The organism is Arthrobacter rhizosphaerae (assembly GCF_023062595.1).
Classification (GTDB): domain Bacteria; phylum Actinomycetota; class Actinomycetes; order Actinomycetales; family Micrococcaceae; genus Arthrobacter; species Arthrobacter rhizosphaerae.
Genome location: NZ_JALLAN010000005.1, coordinates 214,990 through 229,593 on the forward strand (window position 1 = coordinate 214,990; position 14,604 = coordinate 229,593).

The window sequence follows — 14,604 nt, forward strand, 5'->3', positions numbered from 1 at the left end:
AAGTACTGCGTACGTCAGCCACAACGCTCCGACAGGCCCGATGCCACTCCCTGGCCGGCAAAAATACCCGACGGCGGTCCCACCCGTCACTTACCGCTGTGAGCATCACTAGACTTGTACACACGGCGTCGAAAGAGGTTTTGAGAATGTTTGAGTCCGTACAGGGCCTGTTGGATGAGCATGATGCTATTCAGGCGCAGCTGGGGGATCCTGCTGTTTATGCTGACCCGCGGCTGGCACGGAAGCTGGGGCGGCGGTCTGCCCAGTTGAACGGCATTGTTGAGGCTTATCAGCGTTGGCATTCCATCCAGGATGATCTGGCCGCTGCGAAGGAAATGGCTGCGGAGGACCCCGAGTTCGCGGCAGAAGTACCGCAGCTTGAGGAAGCCCTGGAGTCAGCGGCCGCAAACCTGCGGCGGCTGCTCATACCCAGGGATCCGGACGATGCCCGCAACGTCATCCTGGAGGTCAAGGGCGGTGAAGGTGGCGACGAGGCTGCCCTGTTCGCCGGTGACCTGCTCCGTATGTACGTGCGCTACGCCGAATCCCGTGGCTGGAAGACAGAGCTTATCTCGGCAACTGAATCCGATTTGGGCGGTTACAAGGACGTCCAGATGGCGGTCAAGGGCAACTCCAATGATCCTGCCGAAGGGGTGTACGCCAGGCTCAAGTTCGAAGGCGGCGTCCACCGGGTCCAGCGTGTTCCCGTGACCGAATCCCAAGGCCGTATCCACACCTCCGCCGCAGGGGTGTTGGTGTTGCCTGAAGTTGACGAGCCCGAAGAGCTTGAGATCAGCCCCAACGACCTCAAGATCGACGTCTACCGGTCCTCAGGTCCGGGCGGACAGTCTGTTAACACCACCGACTCCGCCGTTCGCCTCACCCACCTGCCAACAGGGATCGTGGTGGCCATGCAGAATGAGAAATCGCAGCTGCAGAACCGTGAAGCAGGCATGCGGGTACTCCGTGCCCGGATCCTGGCCCATCAGCAGGAACAGATCGATGCGGAAAACTCTGCCCAGCGTAAGTCCCAGATCCGCACCATGGACCGCTCCGAGCGCATCCGTACCTATAACTATCCCGAGAACCGCATTGCAGATCACCGCACCGGGTACAAGGCGTACAACCTGGATCAGGTGATGAACGGCGATTTGGAGCCGGTCATCCAGTCGGCCATTGAGATGGACGAACAGGCACGCCTCGACGCTATCGGGGAATAACTTGAGTGAGGTCCCGGGGCCGATCGGCCCGGAGTTGTCCCTCGCGGAAGCCGTTCGTAAGGCCACGGCCATTCTTGCCGCCGCCGGTGTACCCAGCCCCCGGGTTGACGCCGAATTGCTGGCTGAGCACCTGCTTAATGTGGGGTTGGGACGGCTTCGTGCCCTGCTCCTCAGCGATTCCCGGGCCCCGGAAGGATACGCCGAGCTGGTAGCCGAGCGCGCGCAGCGTGTTCCGCTCCAGCACATCACCGGCGTTGCACATTTCCGCTACCTGCAGCTCGCCGTCGGGCCGGGCGTCTTTGTCCCCCGACCTGAAACGGAATCTGTGGTTCAGCTGGTGATCGACCGCCTTGAGGGGATGGCCCGGCCCAGGGTCGTCGATCTGGGAACAGGTTCCGGTGCAATTGCCGGATCAATTGCCCACGAAGTTCCGGGTGCTGAAGTTGTAGCCGTCGAGTTCAGCGAGTTCGCGCACGCCTGGGCCCAGAAGAATCTTGCCCCACTTGGCGTTGAACTCGTCAGGGGAGACCTGCGGGATGCGCTGCCGGAGCGCAGCGGGACATTCGACGTCGTCGTCTCCAACCCGCCGTACATCCCGTCGGAAGCCATCCCGAACGAACCCGAAGTGGCCCTTCATGATCCGCCGGAGGCTCTGTACGGCGGGGGAGTCGACGGCATGGAACTTCCGACGGCGGCCGCCGCCTCTGCCGCGAGGCTTCTGGTTCCCGGCGGCTACTTTGTCATGGAGCATGCGGAAGTCCAATCCGGCTGGATCGCCACCATGCTTAAAAGGACGGGACTGTGGTCAGAAATCACGTCCCACCGTGACCTCAACGGTAAGGAAAGGGCCACAAGCGCCGTCCTGGCGGAATCCACTCCGCCGCTGATGAAAGAATAGGGCCGTGACCACAACCTACAACTGCACCGCTTCCACTGAGCGCTACGAAGGACTGCAGCATGCCCAGCGTGCGATCCGGGAAAACAAATGCGTGGTGCTGCCCACCGACACCGTCTACGGGATCGCGGCCGATGCCTTTTCTCCGCAGGCTGTGACCATGCTCCTCGTATCCAAGGGCCGCGGCCGGCAGATGCCTCCGCCTGTCCTTATTCCACGGCTCAATGCCCTGGACGGCCTGGCAACTGATGTTCCAGCCGAGGCGCGGAAGCTTGCCGAGGCGTTCTGGCCCGGAGGACTGACTTTGATCCTCCACGCCCAGCCCTCACTTGACTGGGATCTCGGCGAAACCCAAGGCACCGTGGCGCTGAGGATACCGGCGGACGAACTTGCCAGGGATCTGCTGAACCTCACCGGGCCGTTAGCGGTTTCTTCGGCGAACAGGACTGGCCAGCCAGCGGCCCGCACAGCGGGAGAGGCCCGGGAGCAGTTGGCAGAGTCCGTAGAGGTCTACCTCGAGGACGGCCTTCGTCCCGAGGGCGCATCCGACGCGGTGCCATCCACCATTGTTGATGCAACCTCCCTTCCATTGCGGGTCGTCCGGGATGGGGCAGTCAGTTTGGAGCGGTTGCGCGAGGTTGTGCCCGGAGTCCTGGGGCTGGGGGAGGAAGCGCCGGAACAGAATGTTCCTGAGGCAGAGGCACCTGAGGCGGAGTTGCCTGCAGCAGAGGCTCCCGAGGCTGCGAGCCCGGAGGAAGCCTCCCCTGAAGCCGACGTTGTAGCAGCGGAGGCTCCCGAGCCTGTGAGTCCGGAGGAAGCCGCCCCTGAGACCGAGCCTGGAGCAGCAGATACCCCTGACGTTGAGGCGCAGCAAAGAGAGACTGACCCGGCAGAGAAGCAGGGGAGCGCGCCCACAAGTGGACGCGACGAGCGATGAACCTTGTCCGCGAACAGATCCCGGTGCTTGGCGTTGACGCTACGCCGCTGACCGTCGGCGAACTGATTGACGTCCTGGCCGCCTTCATCGACGACGGAACAACCCGGACCGTCGTCGGGCACAATCTGCACAGCGTCACTCTGACGCTTTCTGACTCCTGGTTCCGAGAGCTCTACGAGCGCAGCGACGTGGTGCTTCTGGACGGTGCTCCGCTCCTTTGGCTGTGGGGCAAGGGCCGGAAAGAGCGTCCGGAATCCGAAGCGTCCCTCATGTCCTACCGTCTGGGGTCCACTGACTGGATACCTGCACTGGGGACTGTTCCCGGGCTTGAACGGATTGCGGTCCTGGGGGCAGGGCAGCAGGCCAACGATGGTGCAGTAGCGCGGCTCAAGGCACTGGTTCCCGGTGCAGATGTAGCCGGCATGCCGGGGGAGGCGTGGAACCCTGCGAAGGAGGACGACGCCGTCGCCTGGCTCCAGACGTTCCGGCCGCAACTGGTTCTGGTCGGATTGGGGATGCCGCTGCAGGAGGCGGTACTGCAACGCACTTTGGAGTCCTTGCCTCCGGCGGTGTACTGCACCGTGGGCGGAGCCATTGAACAATTGGCCGGTATCCAGAAGCTCGCGCCGCGATGGCTTGGCCGGATGGGCCTGGAGTGGGCGTGGCGGCTCATGCTCCACCCGCGCCGCGTGGCTTACCGGGTGTTCGGCGAACCCTGGGTACTGCTGGCGCTTCTTGTCCGCAGGCGGCTGAGCCTCCGCCGCTAGAAGTTCTGATCCTCCAGGCGGGCGAAGCCTTTGCCCCGGAGGCCAAGGGAGAAGGCACGGAACCAGTCCCTCAGACCCCGAAGGTCACCCCTGCTCAGGAAATAGCCCAGATAGCCTCCGACGTCGGCCACGAGGGATTTCACCCTGAAGTATCGCCTGATGAGGTAGCCGCGGTTCCGGTAGTAGTAGTAGCGCTTGAAGGCGCCCTCGGGAACGATGACGTGCCAGCGAGGGCCAAAGACATGTTGTGTCTCGGAGAGGGCATGCGGGTGGGTGATGCTTGCTGTGGTCACGGTGCCGAAACGGATCCCGGCCTTGCGCAGCCTGATGGTGAAATCCACCTCGTCGCCCCGGATGAACAGTCTTATATCGGGCAGCCCGACCTTGAAGAACACATCCGACCGGATCAAGGCACCGTTGAAAAAGTGTCCGTTATTCGGGAGAAAGCCGATCTTTTCAACTTCAGCGCGGCTGTGGGTTACCTTGCCGTCGAGACGGAAGAAAAAGGAGAGCCAATCAGGCTCTCCCGGAGCCAGCACCAACGGGACCACCGCTTCGAGGTCACGCGACTCCGCCTCCTGAATCAGGGTTGCGAGGCATTCAGGGTCCCCCGGCTCGGCGTCGTCGTCCATCATCCAGATCCAGCGGGCACCGCTGGCCATCGCCTTGAGCACGGCGAGAGAAAATCCGCCGGCGCCGCCGAGGTTAGCCTCTGATCGGATGTAGTCAACGTTCTTATGGGACTCAGCCACATCCCTGGCCGGTATGGTGCCGCTGTCTACTAGGCAGATGCTCTCGACCGGTGCTGTCTGGCTGTTGATTGCGTTCAGAAGTACTGCGAGTTCCCCGGGCCGGTCAAACGTTACTGCGGCTACTGCAACCGACGAGGGCATCGCGGTTTCCTTTCGTCACGGCGTGGCGCTTAGGGCGTCACTCGGCCGTGTGACGCGAGCCATGCAGCCGTTGGCATTAGTATCTTGAATAGAGTCCACTGTATTACAGCCCTAAGTGGCATGACGCACCGCCTGCGCAGGCATGGCAACGGAGAACTTCCATTAATCAAGAATCAGACATACATCCATTGAGCCCGCGAATCCCAGGATGCCCCGCTGTGGCGCGCCCTCGGGCCGTGGATTCGTCATCGCCTGCGGCCGCATTGGCACTGCAGCCTGGAGCCGCCTCGTGATCATGTACCTGCTTATGGGGCTTACCGCTGCCATAGTTTCGTACTCGGCCACGTGGGGGGCGCGGTTCGTAGGCAATCGCCTTGAGCTGTTCATGCCCATCAGGAGCCGGGACATGCACTCGCATCAGGTTTCCAGGCTTGGCGGTGTGGGCATCTTTGCTGGCTGCCTGGTTGCCCTGATCGTGGCCAGTCAGTCCACCTTCGTCAAGGACATCTTCCGGAACAATGACGCCCCTTGGGGAGTCATCGCCGGAGCAATAGTCATCGTCTTCGTGGGAGTGGCCGATGACCTCCTGGACCTGCGCTGGTGGATCAAGCTCATTGGCCAAAGCGCCGCGGCACTGGTCGTGGCAGTGTGGGGTGTCCGCATGACGGTCATTCCGTTTATCTCCGAACAGCCCATCCACATCGGCTCCGAACTTGTCAGCATTATCCTGACGGCCGGATTGATCGTGACCACCATGAATGCCTTCAACTTCATCGACGGGTTGGACGGCCTGGCTGCCGGAGTGGCTATCATCGGCGGGGCAGCCTTCTTCCTGACGGCCTATTGGGTTCACAGAAACAATCCGCAGACTGACAACTCCGACCTGGCTACGCTTCTCACTGCGGTGCTTGTAGGAAGCTGCATCGGGTTCCTGCCCCACAACTGGTTCCCGTCCAAAATCTTCATGGGAGACTCCGGGGCGATGTTGATCGGACTCCTGATGGCATCGGCGGGCATCGTGGCAACAGGCCAGATCACCTCCGGGCTGTATGACCGGGCCAACGGTATCCCCACCATCATTCCCATCCTGCTTCCGTTCGCGGTGCTCTTCCTGCCGCTGCTGGACCTCGGCCTGGCGGTGGTGAGACGCACGGCGAACGGCCGTTCTCCGTGGTCTGCGGACCGTGGCCATCTGCACCACAGGCTGATGGACATTGGCTACGCTCACCGCACGACAGTCCTGCTGATGTACGTATGGACCTGCATTCTTGCCTTTGGGGGACTGGCCTTCGCAGTGTTCCCGTGGCAGATTGTCCTTGCGGTTGACCTGTTCCTCACGCTGGGAATGGCTCTCGTCACGGCATGGCCATATTTGAGCCGGCGCGGCAACGGGGCGTCTGTGTGACAGCGGTTCAGTAATAATTTCTATCTCGTGTAGAATTTGAGGGCAGCCAAAGCTGCCACTCCATCACGCCATCAGCAGGCACCGACGATTGGGATCTGATGACCTCCAACGCCGAGCACGGACGTTCGTCCGGCAAAGCCGCCGTTGGCGTCTCCGGCCCCGCAAGGTCTTTGTGGCTTCGCTTGTTAGTGCTGAGTTCTGCCGCAGCTGCTGCGGCCGTCCTCATCACAAGTCTGATCGCACTCGCTTTCAACGGCTCCAACGCACTGCTCTCGAGCAGTTTCGGTGGAGCGCTGGTCATGGTCTTTTTTGCAATCAGCCTTCTGATTGGCCATTTTGTTGGCCAGTCAAATCCTTCGGGAGCTGTCGGCCTTTTCGTAGCCACATATTTCGTCAAAGTGGTCGGCTTCGCGGTCGTCCTTTTTGTAGTCGGCGAGCCCGAATGGCTGCACGAACGCTGGTTCCTGATCGGTGCTGTCGTGGCTGTGGTGATCTGGCAAGCCGCAGAAATCCGTGGCTTCAGTAAAGCGCGCCTGCAAATCTATAATGACCCCTCATCCATCAAAGGCGGCAGTGATGACTAGTCGCAAATCAGGACGCAAACTTCGTCCCGCAACGCCCCGCAGAGGCACCGGTGCTCCCGGTGTATCAGCCGACGGTCGCGACGGCGGATACAACGCTGGAATTGCCGTCTTCAGCTACATAATTGGCGGAATCATCGTCTGGAGTTTGATAGGGTGGGGTCTGGATAATCTGTGGGGAACCCGCTGGATTGTGCTCGCTGGCGCTCTGCTTGGAGCCGCGGGAGGGTTCTATCTTTCCCATATGCATGGCCTTACCAGTTCACGAAAAACTACTGGTGAGAGCAATGCTTCCAGCGGCCCGTCCGATGATGGGAACAGTAATGCCAAATAATTTCACAACGGGGGACGCGGATACGAACTTCGCCGGACCCCTACCAACGCCCAATGACGGACACTGCAGAGAGGAAACGCGTTGATCGCGCTTGCGCTCCCGGCCCAAGATTCAGGAGAGTTCACTCCTCCTGGAATTAACGAAATGCATCTGCCGGCAATCCTGCCGTGGGGTGCGGCAGACGGATTCTCCAAGCAGATGCTGCTGGTTCTGTTGTCTGTAGTCATCATTGCCACCTTCTTTGTGCTTGCGGCCCGCAAGCAGCAGTTGGTTCCAGGCAAGCTTCAGTTCGCTGGCGAAATGGCCTACGGCTTCGTCCGCAACAGTATCGCCAAGGACATCATTGGCGGCAAAGACTTCATGAAGTACGTGCCGCTGTTGTTCAGCCTCTTCTTCTTCATCCTCGTGAACAACATCTACGGCGCAATCCCGCTGTTCCAGTTGCCCACGTTCTCCCACGTCGGCGGCGCTTACGTCCTCGCAGGCATTGTTTACATCACCTGGATTGCCATCGGCATCAAGAAGAACGGTGTCAAGTACTTCAAGCTGGCAACCGTTCCGTCAGGTGTTCCGTTCTACATCCTGCCCATCGTCGTCCCGATCGAGATCATCTCCAACTTCGTGGTTCGACCGGTGACGCACAGCCTCCGTCTTTTTGCCACCATGCTCGCCGGCCACCTCATCGTGATGATTGCCGGCTATGGCATCGAATTCCTCGTGTCGCAGGAAAACATCCTGCTCCAGGGCACGTCGGTGCTTGTGCTGGCAGGTGCGATCGCCATGTACATGCTCGAGGCCTTGATCATGGTGCTGCAGGCTTACGTCTTTACGCTGCTGACCGCGATTTACATCGAAGGCGCACTGCACGCCGACAGCCACTAGGCACCCACAAACTTCCCCTCGCGGGGATGAAGCAACCCAAACAACCTGCCACACGGGTGGCATCTTGAAAGGAAGAAAAATGGAAGGCTCCATCAACGGCTCCCTCAACCTCATCGGCTACGGTCTCTCCGCAATCGGCGGTGGTATCGGTGTTGGTCTCGTGTTCGCCGCTTACATCAACGGTGTGGCACGTCAGCCGGAAGCCCAGCGCGTTCTCCAGCCGATCGCATTCCTCGGCCTCGCGCTGACTGAAGCCCTCGCCATCCTCGGCCTGGTCTTCGCCTTCGTCCTGAGCTAGTCCTCAGAACGAAGCGACAATTCAGAACCGAGAAGATAAGGACGGGTGAAATATGAATCAGCTGATCATCTCAGCCGCCACTGAAGGCGGCGAGGCAGCCAACCCGCTGGTGCCCAACCTGTGGGAAATGTTCGTCGTTCTCGTTGGCTTTGCACTCCTCATGTTCATCGTGGTCAAGTTTGTTGTCCCGATGTTCGAGAAGACGTTTGCAGAGCGCGCCGAGGCGATCGAAGGCGGCATTGCCAAGGCTGAAAAGGCCCAGGCTGAAGCCTCTGCCGCACTCGAAGAGTACAAGCAGCAGCTCACCGACGCCCGTGCCGAAGCTAACCGCATCCGCGAAGAAGCCCGCGCAGAAGGTGCCCAGATCCTTGCGGATCTGAAGGAAAAGGCCGCTGCCGAGTCTGCGCGCATCACCGCTCAGGCTCACACGCAGATCGAATCAGAACGCCAGGCGGCTGTTGTCGCCCTGCGTTCGGAGGTTGGCACGCTGGCCACAACTCTCGCCGGACGCATTGTGGGCGAAGCCCTCGATGACGACCAGCGGGCCGCCCGCGTGGTTGACCGCTTCCTGGCAGAACTGGAGAGCCAGAACGCAGGTGCAGCTAAGTAATGGCAGGTGTATCGAGCGAATCGCTGACCAAGGCGCTGGCGGCGTTGGAAGCCAAGCTTCCTACGGCTTCGCTGCAGTTGGCTAAAGAACTCTTCGGCATTTTGGGAACGGTAGACACGTCGGCTGGCTTGCGGCGTGCGCTTACTGACCCCTCCCGCAACGGCGAAGAAAAGGCGGCGCTGGTCCGGCAGCTTTTCAGCGGAAAAGTATCCGCTGATGCTGTCGAAATCGTGAGCGGACTGGTCAGCTCACGCTGGGCGTCGGCACGCGATATTGGCGATGCACTCGAGACCCTTGCCGCTTCGGTGGTTATCGCCGTCGCTGAAAACAAGTCGGCCGTCTCTGCCTCAGGGATCACCGGGCTGGAAGAGCTGGAGAATGATCTTTTCTCCTTCAACCAGGCCGTTGCCTCCAACCACGAGGTACAGCGTGCTCTGTCCGAGCCGCAAGCAAGCGCTGCAGCGAAGGTAACTTTGGCCGAAAAGCTTGTTCCTGGAGCAGGCGAAGAAGCAAAGGTCCTGATCGGCCAGGCTGTATCCCAGCCTCGCGGCATCAAGCCCACCCGGCTTGTGGCACGGTTTGCGGAGTTGGCAGCCAAGCGCCAGCAGCGTTGGATCGCAACGGTGAGCGTTACCCGTCCGCTGACGGAGACGCAGGCCGGCAGGCTGCAGGCGGGGCTCAACGCCCTCTACGGGCGCGAGCTCAAGGTCAACATCAGTGTTGACCCGACCCTCATTGGCGGTATCCGGATCCAGGTGGGCGACGAAGTTGTTGACGCTTCTGTTGTCACCCGTTTGGGCCAGTTGCACCGTCAGCTCGCCGGCTAAACCGGACAAAGCACAAACCTTACTGATAGAAACCCCGGTCATCGTGAGCAACGATGATCACGAAAACAGGAGAGCAGGGACTGCAGATGGCCGAATTGACCATCAACGCCGACGACGTCCGTAATGCGCTGAACGAGTTCGCGGCGTCCTACGAACCCGGAAACGCAGAGCGCGTAGAGGTCGGCCGCGTGACCACCGCAAGTGACGGCATCGCCCGTGTTGAGGGCCTTCCCTCGGTCATGGCGAACGAGCTGCTTCGCTTCGAAGACGGCACTCTGGGCCTCGCCCAGAACCTCGACGTCCGCGAGATCGGTGTCATTGTCCTCGGTGACTTCACCGGGATTGAAGAAGGCCAGGAAGTTCACCGTACGGGTCAGGTTCTGTCTGTCCCCGTTGGCGACGCCTTCCTCGGCCGTGTTGTTGACCCGCTGGGCGTGCCCATCGACGACCTCGGCGAAATCAAGGCCGAGACCACCCGTGCCCTGGAACTCCAGGCTCCGGGCGTTACGCAGCGCAAGTCTGTGCACGAACCCATGCAGACCGGCCTGAAGGCAATCGACGCCATGATTCCGATCGGCCGTGGCCAGCGCCAGCTGATCATTGGTGACCGCCAGACTGGTAAGTCGGCAATCGCCATTGACACGATCATCAACCAGAAGGCCAACTGGGCTTCCGGAGATGTGACCAAGCAGGTTCGCTGCATCTACGTCGCCATCGGCCAGAAGGCATCGACGATTGCCGCCATCCGCCAGACCCTCGAGGACAATGGCGCGCTGGAATACACCACCATCGTGGCTTCCCCGGCTTCGGACCCCGCAGGCTTCAAGTACCTGGCACCGTATGCAGGTTCTGCTATTGGCCAGCACTGGATGTACGGCGGCAAGCACGTCCTCATCGTGTTTGATGACCTGTCCAAGCAGGCTGAGGCTTACCGTGCAGTTTCGCTGCTGCTCCGCCGTCCGCCGGGACGCGAAGCTTACCCGGGCGACGTTTTCTACTTGCACTCCCGCCTTCTGGAGCGTTGTGCCAAGCTCTCTGATGAGCTCGGTGCAGGCTCCATGACCGGGCTGCCCCTGATCGAGACGAAGGCAAACGACGTCTCGGCTTACATTCCGACCAACGTAATTTCCATTACTGACGGTCAGATCTTCCTCCAGTCGGATCTCTTCAACGCCAACCAGCGTCCTGCTGTTGACGTGGGTGTTTCTGTGTCCCGCGTTGGCGGTGCCGCGCAGGTCAAGTCCATGAAGAAGGTCTCCGGTACCTTGAAGCTGGACCTGGCCCAGTACCGCGACATGCAGGCCTTCGCCATGTTCGCCTCGGACCTCGACGCTGCCTCTCGCCAGCAGTTGACCCGTGGTGCACGCCTCATGGAGCTGCTCAAGCAGGGCCAGTACGCGCCGTTCCCGGTAGAGGACCAGGTTGTCTCCATTTGGGCAGGCACCAACGGCTACCTCGACGACGTTCCCGTGGAAGACATCAGCCGCTTTGAGTCAGGCTTCCTGGAGCACCTCAAGCACCGGTCCTCCATCCTGACCACGCTTGCACAGACCAACGTCCTTGACGACGACACCGCTGCCGCACTGAAGACCGCAATCGTGGACTTCAAGCAGGGCTTCTTCGGGGAGGGCGACAACCACTTGGTCGGCGCCGGCCACGAGGAGCACTCGGCAATCGATGAGGCTCAGGTCGACCAGGAAAAAATCGTCAGGCAGAAGCGCTAGTTTCGCTGGCAGGGACTGCCGGGACCCCTCGGGGTTCCGGCAGTCCCGGCCATCGGGATCTTAGGAAAGGATAAGTATGGGAGCCCAGATCCGGGTCTACCGCCAGAAGATCAGCTCGACGACGTCGATGCGCAAGATCTTCAAGGCGATGGAACTGATCGCTACCTCGCGCATCGGCAAGGCCCGCGCACGCGTAGCAGCTTCACTGCCTTACGCGAACGCGATCACCCGCGCTGTTTCTGCTGTCGCAAGCCAGAGCGAAATCGACCACCCGTTGACCACCGAGCCGGAGCAGATCCGCCGCGCAGCAGTCCTGGTAATTACCTCGGACCGCGGCCTGGCAGGTTCATACTCGGCGAGTGTGCTCAAGCAGGCGGAGGGGCTTAACGAACTGCTTCACGCCGAAGGCAAGGAAGTCAAGACGTACCTCGTAGGCCGTAAGGCACAGGCGTACTTCGAGTTCCGGAACCGCGAATATGCCCGCGTTTGGACCGGCGGCACTGATGCGCCTGAGTTCGAAACAGCACAAGAAGTTGGCGTGGCACTGCTTGCGGACTTCGCCACGGACTACGAAGAGGGAGGCGTGGACGAAATCCACGTTGTCTACACCCGCTTCAAGTCCATGGTGACGCAGGAACCCACCGTCGTACGTCTGCTTCCGCTCGAAGTTGTAGAAGAGCAGGCCGCGTCCGAATCGGAGCTCCTGCCGCTCTACGAGTTTGAGCCGGAAACCGAGCGGGTACTTGACGCTCTGCTGCCGCGCTACATCGAATCGCGTCTCTTCGCGGCGATGTTGCAGGCTGCTGCCTCGGAGCTTGCTGCCCGCCAGCGGGCAATGAAGTCTGCCGGCGACAACGCTACAGACCTCATCAAGAAGTACACGCGTCTGCGCAACACTGCCCGCCAGGCTGAGATTACGCAGGAGCTTTCAGAGATTGTGGCCGGTGCCGACGCGCTCAACGCGTCCTAGCCGCCACACCCTCTGTTCCAGCTGTACCTGCACAACAAATAAACTTAACCACGCCATCTACTGAGTGAAGTGAGAGAGATGACTGCCACTGCTACCGAACACGTAGCCGCAACGTCCGGTGCCACCGGCCGTATTGCACGTGTTATTGGCCCGGTTGTCGACGTCGAATTCCCGGCTGACGCAATCCCCTCGATTTACAACGCCCTCACCGCCGAGATTACCCTCAACGGTGAGACCCGCCCCATCACGTTCGAGACCTCCCAGCACCTTGGCGATAACCTCGTTCGCGCCATCGCCCTGCAGGCGACCGACGGACTCGTCCGCGGTACGTCTGTGATTGACAGCGGCGCTCCGATTTCAGTTCCCGTCGGCGACGGCGTCAAGGGACACATCTTCAACGTCCTGGGCCAGCCCCTGGACATTGCTGAGTCCGAATTGGAGACCACGGAACGCTGGCCGATCCACCGCAAGGCTCCTTCTTTCGCCTCGCTTGAAGGCCAGACCGAAATGCTGGAAACCGGCATCAAGGTCATCGACCTTCTCACCCCTTACATCAAGGGTGGAAAGATCGGCCTGTTCGGTGGCGCCGGTGTCGGCAAGACCGTGCTGATCCAGGAAATGATCACCCGTGTTGCCCGTAACTTCGGCGGTACTTCCGTTTTCGCCGGCGTCGGCGAGCGTACGCGTGAAGGAAACGACCTCTGGGTTGAAATGGAAGAGGCAGGCGTCCTGAAGGACACCGCCCTTGTATTCGGCCAGATGGACGAGCCGCCGGGAACGCGCCTGCGCGTTGCCCTGTCTGCCCTGACCATGGCGGAGTACTTCCGCGATGTCCAGAAGCAGGACGTGCTGCTCTTCATTGACAACATCTTCCGCTTCACCCAGGCAGGCTCCGAGGTTTCCACCCTTCTCGGCCGCATGCCGTCGGCTGTGGGCTACCAGCCCAACCTGGCAGACGAGATGGGCCTCCTCCAGGAGCGCATCACGTCCACCAAGGGCCACTCCATCACCTCGATGCAGGCCATCTACGTTCCCGCAGATGACTACACCGACCCGGCACCGGCCACGACGTTCGCACACCTCGACGCAACCACGGAACTTTCCCGTGAAATTGCTTCCCGTGGTCTGTACCCCGCCGTGGACCCGCTGACGTCGACGTCGCGAATCCTGGACGCCCAGTACATCGGCAAGGATCACTACAACACGGCTGTCCGTGTGAAGCAGATCCTGCAGAAGAACAAGGAACTCCAGGACATCATCGCCATCCTCGGCGTTGACGAACTGTCTGAAGAGGACAAGATCGTTGTGTCGCGTGCACGCCGCATCCAGCAGTTCCTCTCCCAGAACACCTACACTGCCAAGCAGTTCACCGGCGTCGAAGGCTCAACGGTTTCCATCAAGGACACCATTGAGGGCTTCACCGCTATCTGCGACGGCGAGCTGGACCACATCGCAGAGCAGGCGTTCTTCAACGTCGGCGGCCTGGATGACGTCGAGCGCCAGTGGGCCAAGATCCAGGAACAGACCAAGTAATATGGCTGAGCTTGAGGTTGAGATTGTCGCAGCGGACCACTTCGTGTGGTCCGGAGCGGCCAAGATGGTCAAGGCCCGCACCAGCGATGGTGAAATCGGAATCCTGCCCGGCCACTCGCCCCTGCTGGCGATTCTGGCCGAAGGTGAACTGGCGATCCAGCCTGTTTCCGGTGACCGCATCGCTGTAGTTGTTGACGGAGGATTCTTCTCGGTCGACAACAACAGAGTGGTTATTGTTGCTGACAACGCCCAACTGGGTGACGCGGCTACTGCGGGGATCCGCTAGCAATACCTTGATGGACGCTCTTGGTTATCCGTTCATCGCCTTGGCAACTGTCTTTTTGTTGCTGATTTTCACACTGTGCCTTTTCGGGGTGCGCCGCCATAATCTGCGGCGCGCCCTGGGCACCGTGGACGCCTCCATTTGCACGGCTGGAAACAGCTGGCAGATGGGGGTTTGCCGTTATCAGGACAATGATCTCGAGTGGTTCCGCCTCGTGTCCCTCAGCGTCCGCCCCAAGCACACTTTCCGCCGCAGTTCGCTTGAGCTGCTTGGCCGACGCAAGCCCACTGAGGCTGAGCTGATCAAGGTGCTCCCCGATTCAGTCATTGTTGAACTGCGCTATGAAGGCCAGGAAGTCCTGCTGGCCATGAAGTTTGATGCCTATACCGGATTGTCGTCCTGGCTTGAAGCCGGACCGGTTATCGGTGTAGGTACCTGGCGTTAG

General features: G+C 60.7%; 17 protein-coding genes. 16 read left to right on the forward strand and 1 reads right to left on the reverse strand.

All coding sequences use genetic code 11. The features are described from left to right. Nucleotides 1–146: 146 nt before the first annotated feature. From prfA to MU551_RS09130, 4 genes are read left to right on the forward strand one after another with little or no spacing between them, the layout of a single operon-like run. Nucleotides 147–1,220 carry a peptide chain release factor 1 gene (gene prfA, locus MU551_RS09115; RefSeq protein ID WP_247042842.1) on the forward strand — a complete coding sequence of 358 codons (1,074 nt, stop codon included), beginning with the start codon at nt 147–149 and terminating at the stop codon, nt 1,218–1,220. Between the two features lies 1 nt (nt 1,221). Next, entirely contained in the window at nt 1,222–2,118 is an 897-nt protein-coding gene (gene prmC / locus MU551_RS09120) for a peptide chain release factor N(5)-glutamine methyltransferase (protein WP_247042845.1), read from the forward strand. Nucleotides 2,119–2,122: 4 nt separating this feature from the next. Then, nucleotides 2,123–3,052, forward strand: a complete 930-nt coding sequence (locus MU551_RS09125) for an L-threonylcarbamoyladenylate synthase (protein ID WP_247042859.1) — start codon at nt 2,123–2,125, stop codon at nt 3,050–3,052. Continuing rightward, entirely contained in the window at nt 3,049–3,819 is a 771-nt protein-coding gene (locus MU551_RS09130; protein ID WP_247042861.1) for a WecB/TagA/CpsF family glycosyltransferase, read from the forward strand. Before MU551_RS09125 ends, MU551_RS09130 begins: the two co-directional genes overlap by 4 nt. Here MU551_RS09130 and MU551_RS09135 read toward each other — a convergent pair. Continuing rightward, nucleotides 3,816–4,712 carry a glycosyltransferase gene (locus MU551_RS09135; protein ID WP_247042863.1) on the reverse strand — a complete coding sequence of 299 codons (897 nt, stop codon included), beginning with the start codon at nt 4,710–4,712 and terminating at the stop codon, nt 3,816–3,818. The two genes, MU551_RS09130 and MU551_RS09135, sit on opposite strands and share 4 nt — an antisense overlap. Nucleotides 4,713–5,001: 289 nt before the next feature. Between MU551_RS09135 and MU551_RS09140 the strand changes: the two genes are divergently transcribed. The 12 genes from MU551_RS09140 (at nt 5,002) to MU551_RS09195 (ending at nt 14,604) form a co-directional block, all read left to right on the forward strand. Then, entirely contained in the window at nt 5,002–6,117 is a 1,116-nt protein-coding gene (locus tag MU551_RS09140; protein ID WP_247043164.1) for an MraY family glycosyltransferase, read from the forward strand. Between the two features lie 98 nt (nt 6,118–6,215). Continuing rightward, a complete protein-coding gene (locus MU551_RS09145; protein ID WP_247042869.1) occupies nt 6,216–6,701 on the forward strand; it encodes a Cg1360 family ATP-synthase-associated protein in 486 nt (161 codons plus the stop codon). Continuing rightward, nucleotides 6,694–7,032: a hypothetical protein gene (locus tag MU551_RS09150; protein WP_247042871.1), complete on the forward strand. Its 339-nt coding sequence runs from the start codon at nt 6,694–6,696 to the stop codon at nt 7,030–7,032. The genes MU551_RS09145 and MU551_RS09150 overlap by 8 nt, the downstream gene beginning before the upstream one ends. 81 nt (nt 7,033–7,113) lie before the next feature. After that, nucleotides 7,114–7,914, forward strand: coding sequence for a F0F1 ATP synthase subunit A (gene atpB, locus MU551_RS09155; RefSeq protein ID WP_247042874.1), 801 nt, complete (start codon nt 7,114–7,116; stop codon nt 7,912–7,914). 79 nt (nt 7,915–7,993) lie between these two features. Further along, the gene (gene atpE, locus MU551_RS09160; protein WP_011692451.1) at nt 7,994–8,212 is read left to right on the forward strand and encodes an ATP synthase F0 subunit C; all 219 of its coding nucleotides are present in this window, start codon (nt 7,994–7,996) and stop codon (nt 8,210–8,212) included. Nucleotides 8,213–8,264: 52 nt separating this feature from the next. Further along, on the forward strand, nt 8,265–8,822 hold the full coding sequence (locus tag MU551_RS09165) for a F0F1 ATP synthase subunit B (protein ID WP_247042882.1): 558 nt from the start codon (nt 8,265–8,267) through the stop codon (nt 8,820–8,822). Next, entirely contained in the window at nt 8,822–9,649 is an 828-nt protein-coding gene (locus MU551_RS09170) for a F0F1 ATP synthase subunit delta (protein WP_247042883.1), read from the forward strand. Before MU551_RS09165 ends, MU551_RS09170 begins: the two co-directional genes overlap by 1 nt. A gap of 86 nt (nt 9,650–9,735) precedes the next feature. Next, nucleotides 9,736–11,373, forward strand: a complete 1,638-nt coding sequence (gene atpA / locus MU551_RS09175) for a F0F1 ATP synthase subunit alpha (protein ID WP_247043166.1) — start codon at nt 9,736–9,738, stop codon at nt 11,371–11,373. A 76-nt stretch (nt 11,374–11,449) separates the two neighbouring features. Further along, a complete protein-coding gene (locus tag MU551_RS09180; RefSeq protein WP_247042885.1) occupies nt 11,450–12,343 on the forward strand; it encodes a F0F1 ATP synthase subunit gamma in 894 nt (297 codons plus the stop codon). Nucleotides 12,344–12,421: 78 nt separating this feature from the next. Further along, a complete protein-coding gene (gene atpD / locus MU551_RS09185; protein WP_247042887.1) occupies nt 12,422–13,876 on the forward strand; it encodes a F0F1 ATP synthase subunit beta in 1,455 nt (484 codons plus the stop codon). 1 nt (nt 13,877) lies between these two features. After that, nucleotides 13,878–14,162 (forward strand): F0F1 ATP synthase subunit epsilon, encoded by a 285-nt coding sequence (locus MU551_RS09190; protein WP_247042889.1) that lies wholly within the window; start codon nt 13,878–13,880, stop codon nt 14,160–14,162. A gap of 10 nt (nt 14,163–14,172) precedes the next feature. Continuing rightward, the gene (locus MU551_RS09195; RefSeq protein WP_247042891.1) at nt 14,173–14,604 is read left to right on the forward strand and encodes a DUF2550 domain-containing protein; all 432 of its coding nucleotides are present in this window, start codon (nt 14,173–14,175) and stop codon (nt 14,602–14,604) included.